We start from the raw sequence: 22,335 nt of genomic DNA on the forward strand, positions 1-22,335 counted from the left end.
GAACAAATCTGAGCAGCTTGAAATTCTATGGATAACAGCAACGATCTCTTCTCCGGACTGCCTAGTGCCCCTAAGCCGGAGGCAACGGAAAAGCCCGCCCTGAAAGTTGAAAAGCCTGTGGCAGCGACGCCGCAGCGCGCGGCGCCGACGACATCTTCAGCCGAGGAATATGGCGCAAGCTCGATCCGCGTTCTTGAGGGGCTTGAGCCGGTCCGCATGCGTCCGGGCATGTATATCGGCGGCACGGATGAAAAGGCGCTGCACCATCTCTTCGCCGAAGTCATCGACAATTCGATGGACGAAGCCGTTGCCGGCCATGCCAATTTCATCGAGGTCTATCTCGACCGGCAGGGTTATCTGACCGTCACCGACAACGGTCGCGGCATCCCGGTGGAAAACCATCCGCAGGTACCGGGCAAATCGACGCTCGAAGTGATCATGACCAAGCTGCATGCCGGCGGCAAGTTCGACGGCAAGGCCTACGAGACCTCGGGCGGTCTGCACGGCGTCGGCGTCTCCGTCGTCAACGCGCTGTCGGATGATCTGGAAGTCGAGGTCGCCCGCAATCGCAAGCTCTATCGCCAGCGCTTTTCGCGCGGCGTGCCGGTCGGCGGCCTTGAAGAAATGGGCGATGTCCATAATCGCCGCGGCACCCGGGTCCGCTTCCATCCCGATCCGCAGATCTTTGGCGATCATGCCCGCTTCGAGCCGGCCCGTGTCTTCCGCATGGCGCGCTCCAAGGCCTACCTGTTCGGCGGCGTCGAGATTCGCTGGAGCTGCGATCCGGAACTGGCGCCGGAGGGCTCCGATGTTCCTGAGAAAGCCGTCTTCCATTTCCCTGGCGGCTTGAAAGATTATCTCAAGGCGACGATGGGCAACGAGTTCACCGTTACCCGAGAGATTTTCGCCGGCAAGACGGAGAAGGATAGCGGTCACGGTTCGCTGGAATGGGCGATCACCTGGTACGGCGGCGATCCGCAGATCCATTCCTATTGCAATACCATCCCGACGCCTGAGGGCGGCACGCATGAGGCCGGCTTCCGCATCGCGCTTACCAAGGGTCTGAAGAGCTACGCCGAACTAACGCAGAACAAGCGCGCCGCCAATATCAGCACGGAAGACGTGATGATATCGGGCGTCGGCATGCTCTCGATCTTTATCCGCGAACCGGAATTCGTCGGCCAGACCAAGGACAGGCTCGCGACCGTCGAGGCGCAGCGCATCGTCGAAAACGCTCTGCGCGATCCCTTCGACCACTATCTTACCGATAATCCGACCGAAGCCGAAAAGCTGCTGGAATGGGTGATCGAGCGCTCTGAGGAGCGCATGCGCCGCCGCAAGGAAAAGGAAGTCAACCGCAAGACCGCCGTGCGCAAGCTGCGCCTGCCCGGCAAGCTCGCGGACTGCTCGCAGAACTCCGCCGCCGGCGCCGAACTCTTCCTGGTCGAGGGTGACTCGGCCGGTGGCTCTGCCAAGCAGGCGCGCAATCGCATGAATCAGGCGATCCTGCCGCTGCGCGGCAAGATCCTCAATGTCGCCAGCGCCGGCCGCGAAAAGCTTTCGGCCAACCAGCAGATCGCCGATCTGATCCAGGCGCTGGGCTGCGGCACGCGCTCGAAATACCGGGAAGAAGACCTTCGCTATCAGCGCATCGTCGTCATGACCGATGCCGACGTCGACGGTGCTCACATCGCCTCGCTGCTGATTACCTTCTTCTATCAGGAAATGCCCGAACTGGTCCGCGGTGGCCATCTTTTCTTGGCCGTTCCGCCGCTCTACAAGATCACGCAGGGGGCGAAATCGATTTATGCCCGCGACGACGCGCATCGGCTGGAGCTGATGGAGACGGAGTTCAAGGGCAAAGGCAAGCTCGAGATCAGCCGATTCAAAGGCTTGGGCGAAATGCTTCCCGCGCAGCTCAAGGAAACGACGATGGATCCGTCCAAGCGGACCTTGTTGCGTGTCGAGATCGATGAGGTCGATTTCGAGGGCACGCGCGATGCCGTCGACAATCTCATGGGCACCAAGGCCGATGCCCGCTTCCGCTTTATTCAGGAGCGTGCGGCCTTCGCCGAGGATCTGGATATCTGACAACCGCAACGGGTTGCCGTTGCCCGGCACCATCCCCGATATTTTATCGGAATGTCGGATATTCGTTACGAACGCGTCATGGACGGATGCATAGATGGCGGCATTAGCTTGAATGTCGCTATTTAACCATTCGGATTGACCATATCGCCATGTTGAAGCCCATTTTGTCGGCTGTTGCCGCCGCCTTCCTGTTCGGCCTTCCCGTTCACGCTGCAGACATCGGCACGATTATCGACGTGCCCTGCCCCTTTGGCGACTGCAACGCCGGCATCAGCCTCGCCTATCTCGGCAGCTACGATATCCCGACAGGCTTCACGGAAAATGGCGTTGAGGTCGGCGGCCTGTCGGGCATCGAATTTGATCCGTCAACCGGCCGCTATATTTCCATCAGCGATGATCGCTCCGAGAAGGCGCCGGCCCGCTTCTACCGCCTGGATATTGACGTCAGCGCCGAAGGCCTGAAAGGCGTAGCGGTTCTCGATCACGTTACGCTGCAGGATAAGGATGGCCAGCCTTTCGCGACGAAAAAGGTGGATGCGGAATCCATTCGCCTTGGCAGGGACGGCATATATTGGAGCAGTGAAGGCGACGGAAAGGCATTGCTGCCGCCCTTCGTGCGTATTGCCAACCGAGCCGGCGGCTACATGCGCGAATTTTCACTGCCGGACGGATTCGCGCCCACCGCCGACAAGAGCACTGGCATCCGTGACAATCTCGCTTTCGAAGGCCTGGCTTTTCTCTCCGGTGGAGATCTGATCGTCGGCACGGAATCCGCGCTCTATCAGGATGGGCAGATCGCCACGCTCACCGGCGGCGCGCTTGCCCGCCTCATCCGCTATGACGTCGCGACCGGCGAACCGAAGGCGCAATATGTCTATCCGGTCTCGCCAATTCCGCAGGCGCCACCCACGGCAAACGGCTGGAACGATTCCGGCCTGTCCGAGATCATCGGACTTGACGACCACCATCTGCTCGCGATCGAACGCGGCTACGCCCAGGGTATCGGCAATACCATCGTGATCAATATGGTCGATCTCGACGGCGCTACCGATGTGTCGAACATCCCTTCGCTTGCCAAGACCGATCAGCGCGTCGTGCCGGTGCGCAAGGCCCAGATCATGGATCTGCGGGCTCTCGGCCTTGCCCCTGACAACATCGAAGGCATTGCCTTCGGCAAGGCCAGGGACGGCACGGATGTATTGATCCTTGTCGCCGACAACAACTTCAATCCGATGCAAAAGACCCAGTTTTTCGCATTCAAGGTGATCCGCCGTCCCTCCTGAAGCCTTGTTATTATCTTTACGGCAGTCGTGTTATTGTCACGGCATCGGAATAAAGAGGCTTTCAGGGCGTTGCTCTTGAAAGAGCCTAGATCGTACCCCATAACCGGGTGGATCTAGTTGAAGAGGGGCAAAGTAAGTCCGGTGGGTGTATTTGAACGTCAGAAGCCGAAGGAGCATCGTTGGCTGGGGTCGAGTGCGCATGCGCGCATGCCGCTTATTCCATCCATCTCCGCTGCGCGTTGGCTGCTAATTCTGATTGCCATTGCCGGCGCCTATTTCTTCTACGGCTTTCTTGTTCCGGTTTTAGCCGCAGCGGTGATCGGTTTCGCCACCTGGCCGCTTTATAGCGAGCTGCTGCGCCGCACTGGTGGCAATACGACGCTCGCGGCCACCATCGCCCTTATGTTCATCGTGACGTTTCTCGTCCTGCCGATCGTGCTGTCGGCCATCTATATGGCTGGTGAAGTGCGCGAATGGTTCGGCTGGGCCGTTCACGTCAACCGCGAAGGCGCGCCAACGCCGGAATGGATCCTGGCCTTGCCAGTCGTTGGACAATGGCTTGGCGAACAATGGACGCAATATGTCGGCAGCCCGGGCTCAATCGGCGAGCTGGCGCAACTGGTCAGTGGCGCGCATATCGGCAACATCTACAGGGCGGTCCTTGCGGCGGGCGGCAACGCGTTTCATGTCGTCTTAACCCTGCTGTTCATGCTGATCGCCCTGTTCTTCATCTATCGCGATGGTTCGACCTTCGTGCGCCAGGTCGATCTCCTTGGCGAGCGCATCCTTCCGAACCGCTGGGAACGGATTTCCCGTGTCGTGCCGGCCACCATCAGCTCCACCGTCATGGGCATGACGCTGATCGCGATCGGCGAAGGCATCGTTCTCGGCGTGGCCTATTGGATTGCCGGCGCCCCCTCTGCGATCACGCTTGGCGTTCTCACAGGCGTCATGGCCCTTGTGCCGGGTGGCGCCCCGCTGTCGATGTTTCTCGTCTCGGTTTATCTTGTTGCCAGCGGGTCACTTTGGGCGGGCGTTGGATTGTTTGTTTGGGGCACGGTCGAGCTTTTCATCGTCGACAAGACGCTTCGCCCGAAGCTTGTCGGCGGCCCGATCAAGCTGCCCTTCCTGCCGACCTTCTTCGGTCTCGTCGGCGGCGTAAAGACCATGGGCTTCCTTGGTCTGTTCATCGGCCCGGTCTTGATGGCAATCATCGTCGCCATCTGGCGCGAATGGATTCGCGAGGCGGAACTGACCGAAGAGCAGCATGCGCAGGAGCCTGAGTTGCAACTGCGTGGCCCGACGGTTCCGAACGCTGATCGCGTGCCTAGGTCAGAGCCAGCCTCTTCTCCATGAACAGGCTGAGCGGGTCTGGTTGATAGCTACCGAAGGCCGCAATCTCGACATAACCGAACCTTTTGTAGAGGGCGATTGCTTCCGGCTGATATATGCCGGTTTCCAGGCGGATGGCTTCAAGTCGCTTTTCGGATGCGGCTGTTTCAAGTGTCTCCATCAGCTTGCGCGCAACGCTAAGCCCTCTGGCAGCGGGATCCACGAACATGCGTTTGATTTCAGCGGTGCCCTCGCCTGCTTCCACAAGCCCGCAACACCCGACGATATCACCGTTGATTCTCGCAACCCAGAACGTCACCTCCGGCTTTTCCAGCGAGGCAAGGTCGAGCATGTGGTTGCTCTCGGCCGGATAAAGCGATTCCGCATAGGCATCCGACATGTTGAGAAGGCGGATAACGCCATCCTGGCGGGGAGATTCAATAGCAATAGACAGCGACAAGATACACCTCGGTGAAGACTGTCGCTGGATATCACGCGGCGGCGAGGGTCGCCAGTGCGGCGAAGCCCCGGGCGGCCTGCCGCCGTTCGGCATTTGCAAGTTTCTCCACCATGTCGAGCAGCTGCGTGGCCGCAGCCGGCTGCTCCGTCAGGCGGAATTTGCGCATCAGGAGAGACGAGACATTCTCGAGCATGGCTCCGCCATTCGCCCGCGACGCATCACGCCAGGTGAGCGTTGCTTCCACGAATACTGTGCTGATGTCGCGGGATAGTCCGGCGCTCTCGTAAAGCGCGCGGATGGCATGGGCTCGGCCTCTGGAAATGATCGAACGGGTGCGTCGTTCGTCGCAGCCGGAGAGATTGGTGATGGCGCAGGCAAAGAAATCGACCTTGCCGGAGCAAAGTGCGTGCATCAGGAAAGCCGGTGTCAACCAGCCGCTCTGCCTCAAATGTTCGACCAGGTCCGGCAGCTGTTCGTGTTGCGCAGATCCGGCGATGGCAACGGTCGCCGATTCGCTGGCTTCGCGGGTCACCTGCTGGAGCCTGCCGGCGCCGATAACCGTCTGGATGAGGCTCGATTCCAATAGCGCCTCGCTGACCCGCCGCATCAACAGGTGCCTGATGTCCGAAGACAGGCCATCACGAGACAGAAGCAGGCCGCGTATGTCGGCACAATCGCCTAGCCGCTCTGCGATACGCTTCAGCGAAGCCTGCGAAAGCAATGCTCCGTCATTCTCGAGAAGGCAGAGGATTTCGGTCTCTCCGCCGATCTCCGCAAGGGCCGCACAAGCCATCCGAGGCACCTGCCCGCGCGATGCGATCAAAATCCGCGTCACATCGCTACCATGCAGCGCGAGATCGACCAGATCGGCATCGGTGAACACCGGAGAAAACAGGATGATCTGCCCTGCAATTTCGGGCTGATCCTCGGCAAGGGACAAGATGACGTTGCGCGGAGCATCAGATGAGCGGGCGACGGCTTCGGCCAGCGCCAGTCGTACGCGCGGTGACGGATCATCGAGCAGATAGGTCATCGCCATCTCGGCGGCGACGCGTTCCTCATTCGGCATGTCCGATTGCAGATAGGCGCGGCCGAGGGCATTGGCTGCCCTGGCTCTGTTGTCTGCCTTTGCGGTCTCGGCCCAGCGAAGGAATGCTTCTATGATCACGTTACGCCTCGATATCGGCGAGGCGATTCCCGCCCCGCGAACTCATGCTGCCAACCTTAGCGGGCAAAGGTTTACGGGGCGTTTACCTTGTTCATTAACCAAGAAAAATTAGCGCGATATGTGTCAGGGTGCCTTGGGGCGTATCATTTCGAAGACATCACTGCCTTCGCTATAGTCCATATAGCCCATGCGCGCGATCGGCCTTGCCAGCGCCATATCAAGCCTCCCATCGCGAATGATCGTTTCATCAATATGGATGCCAACAACTTGGCCGATGACCATGATGTTTTCCGAAGCCTCGCCATCCAGGCCTTTCGGCTCCAGAATTTCGGTGACACGGCACTCCAGCACCGCAAAGGCCTCACCGACATAGGGCGCATCGACCAATTCGCCCGGCCTTGCGGTCAGCCCCGCCAATTCGAACTCGTTGACGCCATAAGGCACGGCGATCGATGATTGGTTCATCTTTTCGGCGATGTTGCGGCTGACGAGGTTGGCCGTAAAGACGCCTGTCTCCTCGACATTACGAACACTGTCCTTGCGTCCGGCCGACGAAAACATCACCAGCTTCGGCTGGTCGCTGACCGCGTTGAAGAAGGAGTAAGGGGACAGGTTCAGCGAACCGTCCCTGCCCTTGCTGCCGATCCAGCCAATCGGCCTTGGCGCGACGATGGCCTTGAAGGGGTCGCGCGCCAGACCGTGACGATTGGTATCCGTCGTGTAGAACATCAGGCGTCCCCGCCACCGACCCATGTCACCGTTTCCGACAATTCCGGACGCGGACGCTCGACGGGCGGGAAGCTCGATGAGCCGATATGGATGAAGCCGGCGACCTTCTCGCCCGAGGCGACGCCGAGCAGCGGATAGGCCCGCTCGTCATAGGCAAACCATTCCGTCAGCCAGTTGGATACCCAGCCATGAGCATTGGCCGAAATCAACAGGTTCAGGCAAAGCGCGCCTGCCGACATCAGTTGCTCCCATTCCGGGATCTTGACATGCGGCGCCGCCTTGCTGACGACGGCGATCACGACCGGCGCGCGCGTGAAGCGGGTGCGCTCCACCTGGATCATTTCTTCCGACAGATCCGGCTTTGCTTCCAATGCAAGCGTCAGCAGCTCCTCGCCGATGCGTGCACGCTCCTCGCCGCGATAGACGATGAAGCGCCAAGGGGCGATCTTGCCGTGATCCGGCACGCGCGAGGCCAATCGGATGATCTCCTCGATCTCGGCCTTTTCCGGACCTGGCTCTGCCATTTGAAATGCAGGGATAGATCGACGCACGGCGAGATAATCGATCAGCTTGATGTCGGTTTTCATTGAGTGATTGCTCTCATTTTACGGATACGAGGATGTGGGTCTTGAATTTGCCACCGCATTGGTTTTGAAGTGGCGTGTGTTTTATCGGAAGTCAATCGGTTCGGAACCCATGTCAGGCATTTCATCCGCTCGCCGATTGAGCGCGGCTTTTGCCGTCCTGCTGAGCCTCAATAGCACCGCATCCGCGCAGGAGGCTTTCAAGGAGTTCAAGCAGCTCGACGGCAGCGTGAAGATGCCGAAGCTCAACGCATTCGTAGCGCCCGGCGGCGAAAATTCGCCCTCCCGCACATTGCGTGACGTTTGGCTTGAAGCCAAACTGACCCCGCAGAGCGGCCCGCAGCAGCAGGGCCTGTCCTGGTATGTCTTCAGCCCGATCGCCGGCGCCGACGGCAAGCTGCCGCTGGTGGCAAGCTCGAAGGGTGGCTCGGCCGCCTTCCATCTTCTGCCCGGTGACTACTTCGTCAATGTCTCCTTCGGCCGTGCTGGCGTGACCAAGAAGTTGAGCGTCGCGGAAACGGGCGATACCCAGAAACAAACCATGGTTCTTGATGCCGGCGGCATGGTGCTGAACGCCGTTTCCGGATCCGATGTCCGCATTCCGCCAAAAGAGTTGAGTTTCGCGATCTATTCCAGCGAGGCCAAGGAAGATGGCGAACGCGGCCTTGTCATGGCCGACGTCAAGCCGAACACGCTGGTGGGCCTGAGCGCAGGCACCTACCACATTGTTTCGGAGTATGGCAGCGTCAACGCAGTCATCCGAGCCGATATTCAGGTTGAAGCCGGCAAGGTAACGGAGGCGACCATCCAGCACCGGGCGGCAAAGATCACGCTCAAACTGGTGTCGGATGCCGGCGGCGAAGCGATCGCCGATACCGCCTGGTCGATCCTGACCTCTGCCGGCGATATAGTCGGGGAAAGCCTGAGCGCCTTCCCGACTATGGTACTCGCCGAGGGCCGTTATACTGCCGTGGCTCGTAACAAGGACAAGATCTACCAGCGGGACTTTACCGTGGTGGCAGGCACGAACACGGATGTGGAAGTGCTGATGAAGGAACAGCAGCCGCAGGAAGTCGACGACCAGCAACCGGCCCAGCAGCTCCCGATCCAGATGCCGCAGATGCGCCAGACCCAAAGCCCCCAGACGCAACCGGCGACCTCCACCCAACAACCATTGCCGACATATGAGCAACTGGTACCCGCCGGAGGCGACGAAGGCGAAAGCATGGATTGAGGCCTTGAGGGCTGCTTCTCCGCCATCGAAGCGCGAAAGCAGGCAGAAGTATCTCGCCCCTCAGACAGCCTTTCGCCGCAGCATCCTTCTCGGTGGCGCCATCGAAAATACGGCACCGTATAGCTTCGAGAGCATATCCTTGCGGTCGCTTCCTTCGCTCAGCGCTTCCCAGCTCATCAGGGCACCGACATGCGCTGTGATCGTGCTTCCTGACAGACGCCGGAATTCGCGGATCAACAATGAGAGGCGCAGCGTCATCGAAAGGCGGCTCGCCAGATGAAACAGCCGGCCGTTTTGCCCCTCGAAATAGACCGGTATGACGCTAGCGCGCGCCGCCTGGATCAGCTTAGCCGGAAATATCTTCCACGGCAGGTCTTCGGCGCGGCCAAAACCCTTCTTCGCAGTGGCGACGCCGCCGGCGGGAAAGATGATGATCGTCGTGCCTTCCTTGAGCAGACGAACGGCTTCATGACGCGTCTTCATGTTGATCGCCATCGCTTCCTTGGTTTCCTCGAAGGAAACGGGCAGCGAATAATCATGCATCTCCGGCACCTTCAACAACTCGTTGTTGATCAGGACCTTGAACGGACGGCCGAGCTGCTCGGCAAGCGCCAGGACGGCGATCCCGTCGCCAATGCCAAAGGGATGATTGGCGACGATGACGATCGGCGCGTCGGGAATTTGGACCGGAGGCCATTCGCCCTTGGCAAGCAGGCGCACGTCGATGAGATCGAGCATCTTACCGAAGACGCGCTCGCTCTTGCCGACGATATCGCTACGCCAGATATCATAAAGTCGGGCATAACGATCGCGGCCGGACAGGCCTTCGATGGAGCGGATGAACCAGCGCTTGATGCGCGGGTCCCGTTCATTGGCGTAGGATAATTCTTTGAAATCCAAATGCGCGACGGGCTGCCCCGCTCCTATCGTTCAGCTGCGCGATGTACAGCGGCCGCAGCAACGCTTTGATTTATAAACTATATGAAAGATTTATGTCAGTTGTCTGACGGCACCCTTAAAGTGCCGTCAGGTATCATTTTGCCGTTAAGCAGCGGCCTTGGCGCGCCGTGCTTCCCGCTTGCGCAGAATATCCGGCGCCGTGGCCTCGAGAGTAAGCGATGCGATGGCTTCATCAAGTGACATAGCCGTCTGAACCTGGCTGCCGAGACGGCGGATGTTGACCGAACGCTCTTCGGCTTCCTTCTTGCCGCAGACGATGATCACCGGAACCTTCGTCACCGAATGTTCGCGGATCTTGTAGTTGATCTTCTCGTTGCGGAAGTCGGTCTCGACATCGAGGCCGGCATCGCGCAGCGCTTCGGCAACTTCTTCGCCATAGGAATCGGCTTCAGACGTGATCGTCGCCACGACGACCTGCAGCGGCGAAACCCAAAGCGGCATGTGACCGGCGAAGTTCTCGATCAGGATACCGAGGAAACGCTCCATCGAGCCGCAAATGGCGCGGTGGATCATGACGGGCTGGGTCTTTTCCGAATGCTGATCGATGTAGAAGGCACCGAAGCGTTCCGGCAGGTTGAAGTCGACCTGCGTGGTGCCGCACTGCCATTCGCGGCCGATGGCGTCCTTCAGCGTATATTCGAATTTCGGACCGTAGAACGCACCCTCGCCCGGCAGAATGCCGGTCTTGATGCGACCCTCGGACTGCGCCTCGATGGTCTTCAGCACATCCATCATCACGCTTTCGGCGCGGTCCCAGAGCGCGTCGGAGCCGACGCGCTTTTCCGGACGGGTCGACAGCTTGACGACGATTTCCTTGAAGCCGAAGTCTTCGTAGACCGACAGGATAAGGTCATTGATCTTCAGGCACTCGGCGGCCATCTGCTCGTCGGTGCAGAAGATGTGGGCGTCGTCCTGCGTGAAGCCGCGCACGCGCATCAGGCCATGCAATGCGCCTGAAGGCTCATAGCGATGGACTGCGCCGAATTCCGCAAGGCGGATCGGCAGTTCGCGGTAAGACTTCAAGCCATGCTTGAAGATCTGGATATGACCGGGGCAGTTCATCGGCTTCAGCGCGAAGACGCGATCATCATCCGTATCGTCGCCGGCGACGGTGACCTTGAACATGTTGTCGCGATACCAGCCCCAGTGACCGGAGGTTTCCCAGAGCGACTTGTCGAGCACCTGCGGTGCGTTGACTTCCTGATAGTCGCCTTGCAGCCGCCGGCGCATATAGGACACCAGCGTCTGGAACATGCGCCAGCCCTTGCCGTGCCAGAAGACGACGCCTGGGCCTTCTTCCTGGAAATGGAACAGGTCCATTTCGCGGCCGAGGCGACGATGGTCGCGCTTCTCGGCCTCGGCAAGAATATGCAGATAGTTGTCGAGATCGGCCTGTTCGGCGAATGCCGTGCCGTAGATGCGGGTCAGCATCGGGTTATTGCTGTCGCCGCGCCAATAGGCGCCGGCCACCTTCATCAGCTTGAACGCCGTGCCGATCTGGCCAGTGGACGCCATATGCGGACCACGGCAGAGGTCGAACCAATCGCCCTGATAGTAGATCTTCAGATCCTGACCTTCAGGGATCGCATCGACCAGTTCCACCTTGTAGCGCTCGCCCTTGGCGGCAAAGACTTCCTTTGCCTTCTCGCGCGACCAGATCTGCTTGGTGAAGGGGGCATTGCGCTGGATGATCTCGCGCATCTTCTTCTCGATGACCGGAAGATCATCGGGTGTGAAAGGCTCGTTCTTGGCAAAATCGTAGTAGAAACCGTTCTCGATGACCGGACCGATCGTCACCTGCGTGCCGGGCCACAGTTCCTGAACCGCTTCGGCCATAACGTGTGCCGCGTCATGCCGGATGAGCTCCAGCGCGCGATCGTCCGTGCGGGTGATGATTTCGATCTTGCCGTCAGTTACCGGATCCGAGAGGTCACGCACGGTGCCGTCAATGGCAATGGCGACCGACTTCTTGGCCAGCGACTTTGAAATGGATTCGGCGACATCGCGACCGGTCGTGCCGGCAGCGAAGCTGCGCACGGAACCATCGGGAAATGTCAGGGAAACAGATTGGGACATCGATATTCTCCTTGTCCAGTCCCGCCAACGAATGCGGGTGGTTTTAAAGATGAAGACCCAGGCAGATGCAGCTTGGATCCGCGCGCCTGATAGCTGTATTTAGCCGTCTAGTAAAGGAAAAGCGGCGCTAGCGGCCGATCATCTCGGCCAAACCGCGCACGGTGTTCCAGTTTCGCATCGTTCCGATGCCAAGCCGCTTGGTGGTCAGAGCCGGCAATAGCTTCGTCTCGCTGGCTTTGAGGCCGAAATCGATCCAGAGATCGCCATCGATAATTGCCATGCGCTCGTCCTGCCGATATCTGGCAAATATATCGAGGGTTTGAGGCTCAAGCGGCTGGCGCATGACGCGAATGATGACCTCGCTACCGATGCCATCAAGGAAAGGATTGCCTTCTGCGAGCTTCAGCCATGTATCGGCGTCGCGCACGATGATATCGACATGTTTTCCGAAGGCTGCTGCAAAGCCGGCTTCGAGCTTCGCCTCGATCGAGGCAATGGGCTGTTTCGCGCCTTCGAAAATCAGATTGCCGGTTGCGACAAGCGTTCTGGTGTTGTGAAAGCCCAGCCCCTCCGCCATCGCCTTCAGATCCGCCATCACGACCCTGCGGCCCGGGCCAATAACGATGCTGTAGAGCAGTGCGACATAGATCGCCATCTGGTCAGGCGGCCTTTTGCCCGAGCCGGAAATAGCGCCAGGGTGCCCACCAATGATAGCGATTCTCCAATGTATCGGGCACCGGATCGAGACCGTTGGTGCCCCCGGGACCACAGCGCCCCACACGAAACAGCGTCATCCAACCGCCGGCCCATAGACCATGCCGGGCAATCGCCTCATAGCCATATTCCGAGCAGGTCGGGATATGGCGGCAGGAATTACCGATGAAGCCGGACAGGGTGAGCTGGTAGAGGCGAATGAAGCCCATGCCGAAGAGGCGGTCTGGCGTCTTGCGGAAAGGACCGGAATAGTTACGTGATTGATTTATCCGGTTGGGTGGCTCCGCATTGCGTCTCGCGCTCTTCGGAGCCTCGGCGCCGCCCTCGTCTTCATCGTCGTCCTGCATGAGACAGAATTGACACATCGCACGGAGCCTCGATCAGACGGCTGCGGCCGTTTTAGCGTTTCCGCCCTGGCGTTCCGCCTCGATCTGGCCGATCGCATCGACAACGGCATCGAATGTCAGCATCGTCGACGCGTGACGCGCCTTGTAATCCCGGACGGGTTTCAGGTAGCGCATGTCCTCGAAGCGACCGCTTGGTCCCTCACCATCAGCCTTGAGCATCGCGAGCATATCCTCGCGCGCCTGGCGCAATTCTTCCGCCGATGCTCCAACGACATGGCGGGCCATGATCGAAGACGACGCCTGGCCGAGCGCGCAGGCCTTGACGTCATGGGCAAAATCGGTCACCACATCGCCGTCCATTTTCAGCCAGATTTTTACGCGAGAACCGCACAGTCTGGAATGGGCCTGGGCACTGGCATCGGCGTCAGGAAGACTGCCGATAAGGCCGATATTACCGGCAAATTCCAGGATTTTGCTGTTGTAGATTTCGTCCATCACAGATTCTGCTCCGATGCACCCGTTAGAGCATGATGCCGAAAAGTGTAAGCGGTTTTCGGATGACATCATGCTCTATTTATTTGATTCTAGAGCCAATTCAGATTTTAGGTCGAGCAGACCTAAAATAATTCGGCTCTAGTGTTGCGTAATAAAAAACACAGCGTGTCCGTTTAGGACACTTTCACAGGAACGATGCCATACTATATGTATGTCGTTCGAAGACCATAGAAATGCAATGGTCTTCTGTAAGTTTGATGGGAAACCGTGCAGGACGGCAGGCTTGTCCGCCAGCCAGAACGCCCCGGAGCCCGCCAAAGGTACACAATCTCCGTGCCTCGGAGATGCCAGTGGCGAGTCCGATAGATGATATCCGCTAAGCGGGTAGGAGAACCACAGGTAATGGACGCCATTGTAAAGAATTTTCCGCAAGTCGTTGAATCCGAACGTCCGTCGCAGAAGGAAGCCGAAGACGCAGTCCGCGTTCTGCTTCGCTGGGCTGGTGACGATCCGCAGCGCGAAGGCCTGCTCGATACGCCGGCTCGTGTCGCCAAGGCCTATCGCGAGCTTTTCGCCGGCTATGACCAGAATCCCGAGGATGTACTAGGCCGCACCTTTGAAGAGGTTGCCGGCTATGACGACATCGTCCTCGTGCGCGACATTCCGTTCTTCTCGCATTGCGAACACCACATGGTGCCGATCATCGGCAAGGCGCATGTCGCTTATCTGCCGAACGGTCGCGTGCTCGGTCTGTCGAAGATCGCGCGCGTCATTGAAATCTTCGGCCGCAGGCTGCAGACCCAGGAAGCCATGACTGCGCAGATTGCCAATGCGATCGACGATACGCTCCGCCCGCGCGGCGTTGCCGTCATGATCGATGCCGAGCATATGTGCATGGCCATGCGCGGTGTGCAGAAGCAGGGGGCGACGACTTTGACCACGACCTTTACCGGCGCTTTCAAGGCAGATCCTGCTGAACAAGTACGTTTCATGTCGATGGTCCGGGGCCGCTAACCGGGCTCCAAGGAAAGAGCCGGAAATGAATATGATTTTCAATGCGCCTTCCGAAGACAAGTCCGAGCTCGAAGACGCCGGCGATTTCACGCCCCGTTTCGACGATCGCGGTCTGATCACCGCGATCGTGACCGATGCGCATGACGGCGAACTGCTGATGGTCGCTCATATGAATGCCGAGGCACTTGCCTTGACGATCAAGACCGGCACGGCGCACTATTTCAGCCGTTCTCGCGGAAAAATCTGGAAGAAGGGCGAGACATCCGGAAACCTGCAGACGGTGAAGGAAATCCGTACTGATTGCGATCAGGACGCCATCTGGCTGAAGGTCGAAGTCGCCGGGCATGACGCCACCTGTCACACCGGACGCCGGTCCTGTTTCTATCGTACTGTCGAGCTGGAAGACGGAAAGCCGATGCTGAGCGTGGTCGATGATCACCTGCATTTCGATCCGGACGAAGTCTACAAGCATTAGACCTATTGGCGAAGTGCGCTAATTAGTTACAACCGATATACGATTTGGAAACGAAAAAGGGACAGTATTTTGCTGGGGGCACATTAGGCTCCGGAGGAGAGTTCAAATGCTGAATTGGGGTTTGAATCGTCATAACGGCGGACAGAACTCGACCGGTTTGAGCACCTCGCAAGATACATCCAATTCGCCTCCAGTCGCCGCTCCCCCAAAGAAGGTCAAGATCGCGCTGGCACTCGGCGGCGGTGCGGCGCGAGGCTGGGCGCATATCGGCGTGTTGCGCGCCCTGGATGAGGCCGGGATAGCTGTCGGCATGATTGCCGGCACATCGATCGGAGCCCTCGTTGGCGGCTGCTATCTCGCCGGCAAGCTCGACGAACTGGAGGCTTTCGCTCGTTCACTGACCATGCGCCGCATCGCAAGCCTTCTTGATCTCACGATCGGCGGCAGTGGTCTGTTCGGCGGGATGCGGCTGACCAAGCGCATGCAGGAACATCTCGAAGGGCTTTCGATCGAAGATCTCGAGCATCCTTTCGTCGCCGTCGCCGCGGAGCTGAACACCGGCCATGAAGTGTGGATTGCCAATGGCTCCCTGATCACGGCCCTGCGAGCGTCATACGCCCTGCCCGGCATTTTCGAGCCGGTGCGCTCCAACGGCCGAACCCTGGTCGATGGCGCGCTGGTCAATCCCGTACCGGTTTCTGTGTGCCGGACCTATGAACAGCCGCTCGTCGTCGGGGTGAACCTGCACTACGATCTCTATGGCCGATCCGCCGTGATCAAACACAATGTCGGCCCGCCAAATGGCGACCTGTTGCGCCGCGAAGACGCGCCTGCCACGAAACTCGGCATGACCGGCGTCATGGTGCAGGCCTTCAACATCATTCAGGACAGGATTGCGCGCGCACGCCTGGCCGGAGACCCGCCGGACCTGGCGCTGCATCCGCGCCTGAGCGACATCGGCCTTTCGGAATTTCATCGCGCCGGCGAAGCAATCGAGCGCGGCTACGAGGAAACGCTGGCGAGACTGACTGAAATCCGCCGGATGCAGGAAGCCTATGCGCGCTAATATTTGGGATCAGGCCATTCGTCGCCGCAATCGACCCCGCCGGGTCGACTGCATCGACTGAGCCGAACCGCTCCTCACCCGGCAATGTAGGCCTTGATCTGTTCGGCCTCGAGTTCGATCTCGCGGATACGCCATTTGACGACGTCACCGATCGAGATGATGCCGCTGAGCTTACCCTTTTCCTCGACAGGGACGTGGCGGAAGCGACGCAACGTCATCAGTTCCATCAACTCGTCGGTGGTGGTGTCTTCCTTGCAGCGATGCACCTTCGCCGTCATCATCGATGCAATCGGCTTATCGAGGCACTCCGCGCCATCCTTGGCAACGGCATTGACGACATCTCGCTCGGTAAAGATACCCGAGATCTTGCCGCCTGCTCCAACGACGACGATTGCGCCGATGCGCTTTTCGTTGAGTATCCTGGCGGCCTCGCCAACCGTGGTGTTACCCCCGGTGGTAACAACGTCGCGGCCTTTGGCATCAAGTATGGCTTTTACGGAAACTGACATTCGATCCTCCCATCTCGAAAGCATGGTGAACACTTCAAGCGTCCGATATGTTCCGAAACTACCCCCGGAGCTCAAACCGGCGCACGGCCCGTCGGTCGAGTCGATCTCCTCTATCCCAAGACCGACGGATGATAATGGTGCGCCCGCGGCGTCAATAAAGCAACAGCTTCATTCGTCGAGCGGCGGGCCTGCCTGCTCTTCTGTGACTGGCCGCCGATCAAACAGCGCGAACAGCAGAAATCCGAAGAGAAAGCCGCCGATATGGGCATCCCAGGCCACCGGCTGGGAGCTGTCGCCGGCAAGGGTGATGCCGAAGGCCACGAGGGCGTTACCGGCAATCCACATGACGATATAGGCAACGACAGTGCGGCTGCGCAACGATGCAAGAATGGTGAGGCGCGGGTTCAGATGCGCCTGCCCCATGGAGCGCCGGCGGCCATCCATGGCCGGAAAGGCGAAACGGCAGGCAGCGCCCATGAGCGCCGAGACGACACCGGATGCGCCGATCAGCAATGTCTGATCGCCCCAATATAGGGCAGCATGCATGAAGGCGGAGGCGGCAGACGAGAGAATCCAGAAAATCACGTAGCGCAACGTGCCGATGCGCCGAGCCACCGGCGCGGCAAAGACCATAAGCCAAAGGCTGTTGAAAACAATGTGCTCGATGCCACCATGCAAGAGCGAATAGGTCACCGGCGTCCAAAGCCATTCGAGACCCTGCTGCGACAGCGAAAATGCGTAACGTGCGGGAATGAAGCTGAAGGTGAAATAGATCCAGTTCAAGGTGTCGTCCGACCATGACGGCACGTTCATGACCGCAAAGACGATCACCAGCAGGGCAAGGCTGACGAGGATGACCGGCGGCAGGTTGAACGCCGGAACACGCTGCTGCGGCCGCGGATATTCCGGCTCTGGGCGCGGCAGCTGTTCATCATCCATGTCTTGGCTCTGCTTTTCTGTAGATGTGACCGACACATAGCCCAGCAAAACTCAAAAAAAAAGCCGCCCAGTCATGCCGGGCGGCGCATCGGGCGTTTCTGTGCAGAATAGGCTTGGAAAAGCCGAGCCGCGCCCGGAAGTTCGTGCTGAAGGTCACTTGGCGAAGTGATGAAAAACTTCTCTCATTTGGTGTCACACAAGGCAATCGAAACCATTCATTAACCCTAACGGCCCGGCTTTGGCATGAAACTGGCAGGGCTTGATGTGAGGGCGATGAACGCCTTTGTATTTGAACTGAAATGGGACACGGACGCATCATGCGCCAGGCTACAAGCATCGAAATATTTACCTATTGGGAGCGGATCCGTGGCGATGCGGATGCCCCCATGCGTAATCTGATACAGCCATCAGCGGTCAGCCATATTCTCCCCGAGCTGTTTATCCTGGAGAACACTGCCGACGACAATCCGCGCTTCCGCCTTGCCGGCACGGCAATCTGCAATCTCATGGGCCGTGAAATTCGCGGAGAGAATTTTGCAGCATTGTGGGCCGGAAGCCAGCAGGAAGATCCGGTTCGCATCGCCGCTGGCGTGATGACGCATGTCGTGCCCGCCTTGATCAACGCGACAGGCTATTGCATCAGCGGCCGTAGCATGACCTTCGAGCTGGTGCTGATGCCATTACGGACTTCTGGCAACACATGCGACAGGCTGTTGGGATGTCTGACGCCGACGGCTCGTTCGGCATGGCTCGGCAACGAGCGTCTTGAGTTCCTGGCGCTCGATCGCAGTCGCCTGCTTCACGACCGCCCTGCCCGCCTCGTGGACTTGCCTCCCCATCCGGATCCAAGTGATCTGCTGCCAAGCCAGGAAAGTATCGGCCTAGGTGAGTGGATGCGAAAAAGGTTAAATCGCGCTATCTCCGCGCGAAATGCTGGCGAGATTGAACCATCACGAGACAAAGTCCGGCGTCGTCTCTAAGTCATGCCTTAGGAAAGACAACCATACCTTAAGAAGTTTCGGCTAAATATTGCAGTCGACGCAATCGGTTAAAGAAGCTTCTCCATGCATTTGTTCCAGCCGGCCCATGCGACTCGGTCAAGTCAATTTGCAGGCAATGGCGCTCGCAGCGATCAGCGGACCTTTCAGCGGGTCCCGATCAATATGCAGGGCCGCCTGATGCTGGCAAATTATGAGGAATACGAATGCCTGGTCACGGAAATGTCGCCCGGAGACATGTATGTCACCTGCTTGGGACGCCCGCGTGCGGGTGAACGCGTCATCGCCTATGTCGATCATCTTGGCCGTGTTGAGGGCAATGTGGTTGCCGTCGATGGACGCGGTTTCAGCATGTCGATCAACGCCACCGAGCGGAAGCGCGAAAAACTCGCAGCTCAGCTGACATGGCTTGCCAACAAGCATGAACTCGGCCTGCCGGAAGATCGCCGTCACGATCGCCTGACGCCGCGCAGCACCAGCAGCGAACTCACCCTTGAAGACGGCACTATGTATGTATGCCGCATCATGGACCTTTCGCTTTCGGGCGCTGCGGTCGACCTTGAAGTGCGCCCGCCTATCGGCACCGCGGTCCGCCTCGGCAATATGCGTGGCCGCATCGTCCGCCACTTCATGGAAGGCGTTGCGATCGAGTTTCTCTCCCTGCAATCGCGCGAGACCTTGCGCGAATTTCTCTGATACTGTCATCCTCTTGTTACGCAGCGTCTCGAAATAGCGACGCTTGTCTTTCCATTAGATGCGTGACGACGAGATGCTCTATCCAGACCTGGTTTCCTATGATGAAGGCCTGCTGGATGTCGGCGACGGCCAGCGGATTTTCTGGACGCAATCCGGAAATCCGGACGGCGTGCCCGTTCTCATCCTGCATGGCGGCCCAGGCTCCGGCAGTTCCTCCAGCGCGCGGCGCTATTTCGATCCGCAGCATTACAGGATCATCCAGTTCGATCAGCGCGGCTGCGGCAACAGTCTGCCGCATGCATCCGAACCCGAAATCGACATGTCAGCCAATACGACATGGCATACGGTCGCCGATATCGAGCAGCTAAGGCTCTTTCTCGGTGTCGAGCGCTGGCACGTATTCGGCAATTCATGGGGCTGCACGCTTGCCCTCCTCTATGCGGAAACCCACCCGGATCGCGTTTCATCTCTGCTCGTTGTCGGTGTCACCATGACGAGACAATCGGAAATAGACTGGCTTTATCGTGGGCTCGGCCGGTTTTTTCCCGAGGAATGGGCTCGCTTTCGCGCGGCGGTGCCGGTGCAGGATCGCGACGGCGATCTCGTGGAGGCCTATTATCGCCTTTTGCGCAATCCGGATTCGGCAGTCTATATCAAGGCTGCAAAGGATTGGCATGAGTGGGAGGCCGCCTCGATCGTCGTCGATCCTCGATCCACCATGCCGATGCGCTGGTCCGATCCACGTTATGTGACAGCGCGGGCACGCATCATCACGCATTACTTTCACCATCTGGCCTGGCTGGAGGAGCAACAGATCCTGCGGGACATCAAGCGGCTCGCCGGCATTCCATGCACGATGATCCAGGGGCGTCTCGATTTGGAGGCACCCGTCATTACGGCCTGGGAATTGTCGCAGGCATGGCCTGAAGCCAAGCTGGTGATCGTTCCCAGCGGTGCTCATTCGCTTGCGACCTCGGATATGGCCATTGCCATCGTCGGCGTGACCGATGCGCTTCGCACGCTCAACCAGCGATAAAATATTAAAAAAAATTTTGAGCGCGTTTTCCCGGAATGGCACAGCTTCGTGTCTGTTCAGCCCCTTTGGGCATCGCATTGAAGCCGCAATGCGGATTCGATGTTTCATTTTGGGACGAATTCCAGCCTAAATGCGCTCTCGCCGTTAAGAACCCGATCGGCGGGAAACCATTTCAAAACAGTGCGGTACTTCATTTCGACGGCCAAGATCCGATACCGGAAACATTCAAATTTTAATCGAATTTGCCGAAAATTTGCTTCAAGTTTTCTGCGTGTTTTATGAAAATTCGATCCGGATTTGAATCAATTAAGCCCTTAATTTGACTACGTAATTTTGCGTCAGATAAAATGATGAGTGTCATTCTGAGCCCAACAAAAAAGGGACAGGGACATGAACTTTCAATTCGTACTCAGCGGCTGCGCCGCATTGGCACTCGCCACGCTCGGCTTCTTTGGCCTGGCTCAGGCTGCTCCTGCCAACATGACGATTACCGGTGACGCAGCTCCCCCGATCGGTCACTACGAATTCTGCAAGCAGAACCCCAGTGAATGCGCCTATGCCGGCGGCGATGCCGGGGCGATCATCCTCAACCAGGATAACTGGAAGACGATCCTGAAGATCAACTACACCGTCAACACGACGATCAAGCCGATGACCGACATGGAACTCTACGGCGTCGAGGAAAAGTGGGCGATCCCGACCACTGCCGGCGACTGTGAAGATTTCGCGCTGCTGAAGCGCAAGCAGTTGATCGATGCGGGCTTCTCGCCTTCCGATCTCCTGATGACCGTCGTGCTGCAGCCGAATGGCGAAGGCCATGCCGTTCTGACCGTTCGCACCGATCGCGGCGACTTCGTTCTCGACAACATGCGCAACAAGGTGAAGCTCTGGTCGGAGACGGAATACACCTTCCTCAAGCGCCAGTCCGCTGACGATCCGGCTCGCTGGGTGAAGATTCAGGACGGCCGCGCCGTCGCAGTCGGCAGCCTGAAGTAAAGACGCAGGATACAGGGTCATCGGCGGCCTAGCGCCGGTGACCAACATCAGAGGCCCGGTCTTGTCCCCGACTTCTGTCCAGGCCGGTGCCTCTGAGCCGTTCCCACTGTCCCGGGAACGGCTCTTTTCGTTACTGCCGGCCTATTTCAAGACGAGTGGCAATTGGTGTGCAGATAGGCATCCGAAATAGAATGCCTGCCGATATACTTTTAAAGCTTCATTAACCATCAAGGCGCCAATCATTTTCTCGACAAGACTCATCTAAAGTCTGATGCCGCGGCGGATCTATCCTTCATCGAGTTGGGGATCGTTTCCAGGGCGGAAGGAAATGAAGGCAAGAGCATGGTTTCTTCTCCGTCATCCGCCACAATGATCGAAGAGCGGCCGCTGATATCAAGCGGCTTCGTCTATCGGCTCACGGCTGGCATTGCCGTCCTGGCCGCCCTCACCGTCGGTATAACCGTTGGTGGTCATTGGCTTGGCGAAAAGATTTCGCTCGCCGGCCATACGACAGATACGAGACCCGTTTCCGTGACGATCGGCGAGGACACGCTTCGCCTGACGGCAAACACCATCCGTTTCCCGAGCGAGCGGGTCGATGGCGCAGCCGATCGTGTCGATCTTTACCTCACCTGGCCGCAAATGCAGGGCTATGCTGAGGCCGATCGCCTGCGCTTCGACGACATCTCCCAATCGTCTTCCCTGATCTTCCTTCAGCTCAGCCAGAGCACGATGTCCCGCGACATGTCCGGCCGGCTCGAGCCGATCTATTCGCATATTATGGATGGTGCCGCCTATGCCGGCCCCTACGGACTGACTGCCCATCGCCTGCGTGCCGATGCTGGTTACAATGACGAGGTACTTCTGACGGCTGCCCGTCCTGACCAGCCGGATTACGTGGTGCGCTGCATTCTGCCTCCCTCGCCCGACCAGGCGACCAGTGGCGATTGTCAGAGAGACGTCAAGGTCGGCAAGGATCTGAGTGTGCTCTATCGCTTCTCCAGTAACCAGCTTGGGGACTGGCGGATCATGGATGCCAGCGTGCAGGACTTCATCAAGGCGCATCTGGCGAATACCACCAGCCTCGCGGCGCCGGCTGTCGATGGTCGCTAAAATGGCGCAAAAACCTGAAA

General features: G+C 58.6%; 23 protein-coding genes. 12 read left to right on the forward strand and 11 right to left on the reverse strand.

Annotated elements, in window-relative coordinates; all coding sequences use genetic code 11:
• The first annotated feature begins 27 nt into the window (after positions 1-27).
• The 3 genes from parE (at position 28) to A6U86_RS05160 (ending at position 4,730) form a co-directional block, all read left to right on the forward strand.
• A complete protein-coding gene (gene parE / locus A6U86_RS05150) occupies positions 28-2,091 on the forward strand; it encodes a DNA topoisomerase IV subunit B (protein ID WP_068386786.1) in 2,064 nt (687 codons plus the stop codon).
• 149 nt (positions 2,092-2,240) lie between these two features.
• Positions 2,241-3,374, forward strand: coding sequence for an esterase-like activity of phytase family protein (locus A6U86_RS05155; RefSeq protein ID WP_068386790.1), 1,134 nt, complete (start codon positions 2,241-2,243; stop codon positions 3,372-3,374).
• A gap of 141 nt (positions 3,375-3,515) precedes the next feature.
• A complete protein-coding gene (locus A6U86_RS05160) occupies positions 3,516-4,730 on the forward strand; it encodes an AI-2E family transporter (protein WP_068386793.1) in 1,215 nt (404 codons plus the stop codon).
• On the opposite strand, the gene A6U86_RS05165 is transcribed toward A6U86_RS05160, so the two are convergent.
• From A6U86_RS05165 to A6U86_RS05180, 4 genes are all read right to left on the reverse strand, one after another.
• Positions 4,702-5,166, reverse strand: coding sequence for a GNAT family N-acetyltransferase (locus A6U86_RS05165; RefSeq protein WP_068386796.1), 465 nt, complete (start codon positions 5,164-5,166; stop codon positions 4,702-4,704). The genes A6U86_RS05160 and A6U86_RS05165 overlap by 29 nt on opposite strands.
• A gap of 31 nt (positions 5,167-5,197) precedes the next feature.
• Positions 5,198-6,349: a DUF2336 domain-containing protein gene (locus A6U86_RS05170; protein WP_141683626.1), complete on the reverse strand. Its 1,152-nt coding sequence runs from the start codon at positions 6,347-6,349 to the stop codon at positions 5,198-5,200.
• A 108-nt stretch (positions 6,350-6,457) separates the two neighbouring features.
• A complete protein-coding gene (locus A6U86_RS05175; RefSeq protein ID WP_068386802.1) occupies positions 6,458-7,063 on the reverse strand; it encodes a flavin reductase family protein in 606 nt (201 codons plus the stop codon).
• Positions 7,063-7,650, reverse strand: coding sequence for a nitroreductase (locus A6U86_RS05180; RefSeq protein ID WP_068386804.1), 588 nt, complete (start codon positions 7,648-7,650; stop codon positions 7,063-7,065). Before A6U86_RS05180 ends, A6U86_RS05175 begins: the two co-directional genes overlap by 1 nt.
• A gap of 109 nt (positions 7,651-7,759) precedes the next feature.
• On the opposite strand from A6U86_RS05180, the gene A6U86_RS05185 reads away from it, so the two are divergent.
• Positions 7,760-8,881, forward strand: a complete 1,122-nt coding sequence (locus A6U86_RS05185; RefSeq protein WP_068387932.1) for a hypothetical protein — start codon at positions 7,760-7,762, stop codon at positions 8,879-8,881.
• 60 nt (positions 8,882-8,941) lie between these two features.
• Here A6U86_RS05185 and A6U86_RS05190 read toward each other — a convergent pair whose 3' ends face one another.
• The 5 genes from A6U86_RS05190 to A6U86_RS05210 form a co-directional block, all read right to left on the reverse strand.
• Positions 8,942-9,781 carry a lysophospholipid acyltransferase family protein gene (locus A6U86_RS05190; RefSeq protein WP_068386807.1) on the reverse strand — a complete coding sequence of 280 codons (840 nt, stop codon included), beginning with the start codon at positions 9,779-9,781 and terminating at the stop codon, positions 8,942-8,944.
• Between the two features lie 144 nt (positions 9,782-9,925).
• Positions 9,926-11,917, reverse strand: coding sequence for a threonine--tRNA ligase (thrS, locus tag A6U86_RS05195; protein WP_068386810.1), 1,992 nt, complete (start codon positions 11,915-11,917; stop codon positions 9,926-9,928).
• 127 nt (positions 11,918-12,044) lie between these two features.
• The gene (locus A6U86_RS05200) at positions 12,045-12,572 is read right to left on the reverse strand and encodes a DUF1697 domain-containing protein (RefSeq protein ID WP_068386812.1); all 528 of its coding nucleotides are present in this window, start codon (positions 12,570-12,572) and stop codon (positions 12,045-12,047) included.
• Positions 12,573-12,576: 4 nt separating this feature from the next.
• Positions 12,577-12,996 (reverse strand): membrane protein insertion efficiency factor YidD, encoded by a 420-nt coding sequence (gene yidD / locus A6U86_RS05205; protein ID WP_068386815.1) that lies wholly within the window; start codon positions 12,994-12,996, stop codon positions 12,577-12,579.
• A gap of 15 nt (positions 12,997-13,011) precedes the next feature.
• On the reverse strand, positions 13,012-13,473 hold the full coding sequence (locus tag A6U86_RS05210; protein WP_068386818.1) for an iron-sulfur cluster assembly scaffold protein: 462 nt from the start codon (positions 13,471-13,473) through the stop codon (positions 13,012-13,014).
• Positions 13,474-13,875: 402 nt separating this feature from the next.
• Here A6U86_RS05210 and folE point away from each other — a divergent pair, with 402 nt between their 5' ends.
• From folE to A6U86_RS05225, 3 genes are all read left to right on the forward strand, one after another.
• Positions 13,876-14,487: a GTP cyclohydrolase I FolE gene (gene folE / locus A6U86_RS05215; RefSeq protein ID WP_068386820.1), complete on the forward strand. Its 612-nt coding sequence runs from the start codon at positions 13,876-13,878 to the stop codon at positions 14,485-14,487.
• Between the two features lie 25 nt (positions 14,488-14,512).
• Complete coding sequence (gene hisI, locus A6U86_RS05220; RefSeq protein ID WP_068386823.1) at positions 14,513-14,962, forward strand: phosphoribosyl-AMP cyclohydrolase; 450 nt, start codon at positions 14,513-14,515, stop codon at positions 14,960-14,962.
• A 106-nt stretch (positions 14,963-15,068) separates the two neighbouring features.
• Positions 15,069-16,028: a patatin-like phospholipase family protein gene (locus tag A6U86_RS05225; RefSeq protein ID WP_068386826.1), complete on the forward strand. Its 960-nt coding sequence runs from the start codon at positions 15,069-15,071 to the stop codon at positions 16,026-16,028.
• A gap of 74 nt (positions 16,029-16,102) precedes the next feature.
• On the opposite strand, the gene A6U86_RS05230 is transcribed toward A6U86_RS05225, so the two are convergent.
• Together A6U86_RS05230 and A6U86_RS05235 are read right to left on the reverse strand one after the other, a co-directional pair.
• Positions 16,103-16,537 (reverse strand): CBS domain-containing protein, encoded by a 435-nt coding sequence (locus A6U86_RS05230; RefSeq protein ID WP_068386828.1) that lies wholly within the window; start codon positions 16,535-16,537, stop codon positions 16,103-16,105.
• A 168-nt stretch (positions 16,538-16,705) separates the two neighbouring features.
• A complete protein-coding gene (locus A6U86_RS05235) occupies positions 16,706-17,476 on the reverse strand; it encodes a rhomboid family intramembrane serine protease (RefSeq protein ID WP_068386831.1) in 771 nt (256 codons plus the stop codon).
• 317 nt (positions 17,477-17,793) lie between these two features.
• On the opposite strand from A6U86_RS05235, the gene A6U86_RS05240 reads away from it, so the two are divergent.
• The 5 genes from A6U86_RS05240 (at position 17,794) to A6U86_RS05260 (ending at position 22,315) form a co-directional block, all read left to right on the forward strand.
• A complete protein-coding gene (locus A6U86_RS05240) occupies positions 17,794-18,456 on the forward strand; it encodes a PAS domain-containing protein (protein WP_068387935.1) in 663 nt (220 codons plus the stop codon).
• Positions 18,457-18,639: 183 nt separating this feature from the next.
• On the forward strand, positions 18,640-19,170 hold the full coding sequence (locus A6U86_RS05245; RefSeq protein WP_244509842.1) for a PilZ domain-containing protein: 531 nt from the start codon (positions 18,640-18,642) through the stop codon (positions 19,168-19,170).
• 73 nt (positions 19,171-19,243) lie between these two features.
• A complete protein-coding gene (pip, locus tag A6U86_RS05250; RefSeq protein ID WP_083196741.1) occupies positions 19,244-20,206 on the forward strand; it encodes a prolyl aminopeptidase in 963 nt (320 codons plus the stop codon).
• A 390-nt stretch (positions 20,207-20,596) separates the two neighbouring features.
• Positions 20,597-21,202 (forward strand): transglutaminase-like cysteine peptidase, encoded by a 606-nt coding sequence (locus A6U86_RS05255; RefSeq protein ID WP_068386840.1) that lies wholly within the window; start codon positions 20,597-20,599, stop codon positions 21,200-21,202.
• Between the two features lie 342 nt (positions 21,203-21,544).
• Entirely contained in the window at positions 21,545-22,315 is a 771-nt protein-coding gene (locus A6U86_RS05260; RefSeq protein ID WP_083196720.1) for a hypothetical protein, read from the forward strand.
• The last annotated feature ends 20 nt before the right edge of the window (positions 22,316-22,335 follow it).

This window comes from Rhizobium sp. AC27/96 (assembly GCF_001692325.1).
Taxonomy (GTDB): Bacteria; Pseudomonadota; Alphaproteobacteria; order Rhizobiales; family Rhizobiaceae; genus Rhizobium.

Bases quoted from the DNA above. Each gene is read 5' to 3' on its own strand.
- parE (WP_068386786.1), top strand. From the start codon at position 28: ATGGATAACAGCAACGATCTCTTCTCCGGACTGCCTAGTGCCCCTAAG.
- A6U86_RS05155 (WP_068386790.1), top strand. From the start codon at position 2,241: ATGTTGAAGCCCATTTTGTCGGCTGTTGCCGCCGCCTTCCTGTTCGGC.
- A6U86_RS05175 (WP_068386802.1), bottom strand. From the start codon at position 7,063: ATGTTCTACACGACGGATACCAATCGTCACGGTCTGGCGCGCGACCCC.
- A6U86_RS05180 (WP_068386804.1), bottom strand. From the start codon at position 7,650: ATGAAAACCGACATCAAGCTGATCGATTATCTCGCCGTGCGTCGATCT.
- A6U86_RS05185 (WP_068387932.1), top strand. From the start codon at position 7,760: ATGTCAGGCATTTCATCCGCTCGCCGATTGAGCGCGGCTTTTGCCGTC.
- thrS (WP_068386810.1), bottom strand. From the start codon at position 11,917: ATGTCCCAATCTGTTTCCCTGACATTTCCCGATGGTTCCGTGCGCAGC.
- A6U86_RS05200 (WP_068386812.1), bottom strand. From the start codon at position 12,572: ATGGCGATCTATGTCGCACTGCTCTACAGCATCGTTATTGGCCCGGGC.
- yidD (WP_068386815.1), bottom strand. From the start codon at position 12,996: ATGTGTCAATTCTGTCTCATGCAGGACGACGATGAAGACGAGGGCGGC.
- A6U86_RS05210 (WP_068386818.1), bottom strand. From the start codon at position 13,473: ATGGACGAAATCTACAACAGCAAAATCCTGGAATTTGCCGGTAATATC.
- folE (WP_068386820.1), top strand. From the start codon at position 13,876: ATGGACGCCATTGTAAAGAATTTTCCGCAAGTCGTTGAATCCGAACGT.
- hisI (WP_068386823.1), top strand. From the start codon at position 14,513: ATGAATATGATTTTCAATGCGCCTTCCGAAGACAAGTCCGAGCTCGAA.
- A6U86_RS05225 (WP_068386826.1), top strand. From the start codon at position 15,069: ATGCTGAATTGGGGTTTGAATCGTCATAACGGCGGACAGAACTCGACC.
- A6U86_RS05230 (WP_068386828.1), bottom strand. From the start codon at position 16,537: ATGTCAGTTTCCGTAAAAGCCATACTTGATGCCAAAGGCCGCGACGTT.
- A6U86_RS05235 (WP_068386831.1), bottom strand. From the start codon at position 17,476: ATGGATGATGAACAGCTGCCGCGCCCAGAGCCGGAATATCCGCGGCCG.
- A6U86_RS05240 (WP_068387935.1), top strand. From the start codon at position 17,794: ATGCGCCAGGCTACAAGCATCGAAATATTTACCTATTGGGAGCGGATC.
- A6U86_RS05245 (WP_244509842.1), top strand. From the start codon at position 18,640: ATGCAGGGCCGCCTGATGCTGGCAAATTATGAGGAATACGAATGCCTG.
- pip (WP_083196741.1), top strand. From the start codon at position 19,244: ATGCTCTATCCAGACCTGGTTTCCTATGATGAAGGCCTGCTGGATGTC.
- A6U86_RS05255 (WP_068386840.1), top strand. From the start codon at position 20,597: ATGAACTTTCAATTCGTACTCAGCGGCTGCGCCGCATTGGCACTCGCC.
- A6U86_RS05260 (WP_083196720.1), top strand. From the start codon at position 21,545: ATGGTTTCTTCTCCGTCATCCGCCACAATGATCGAAGAGCGGCCGCTG.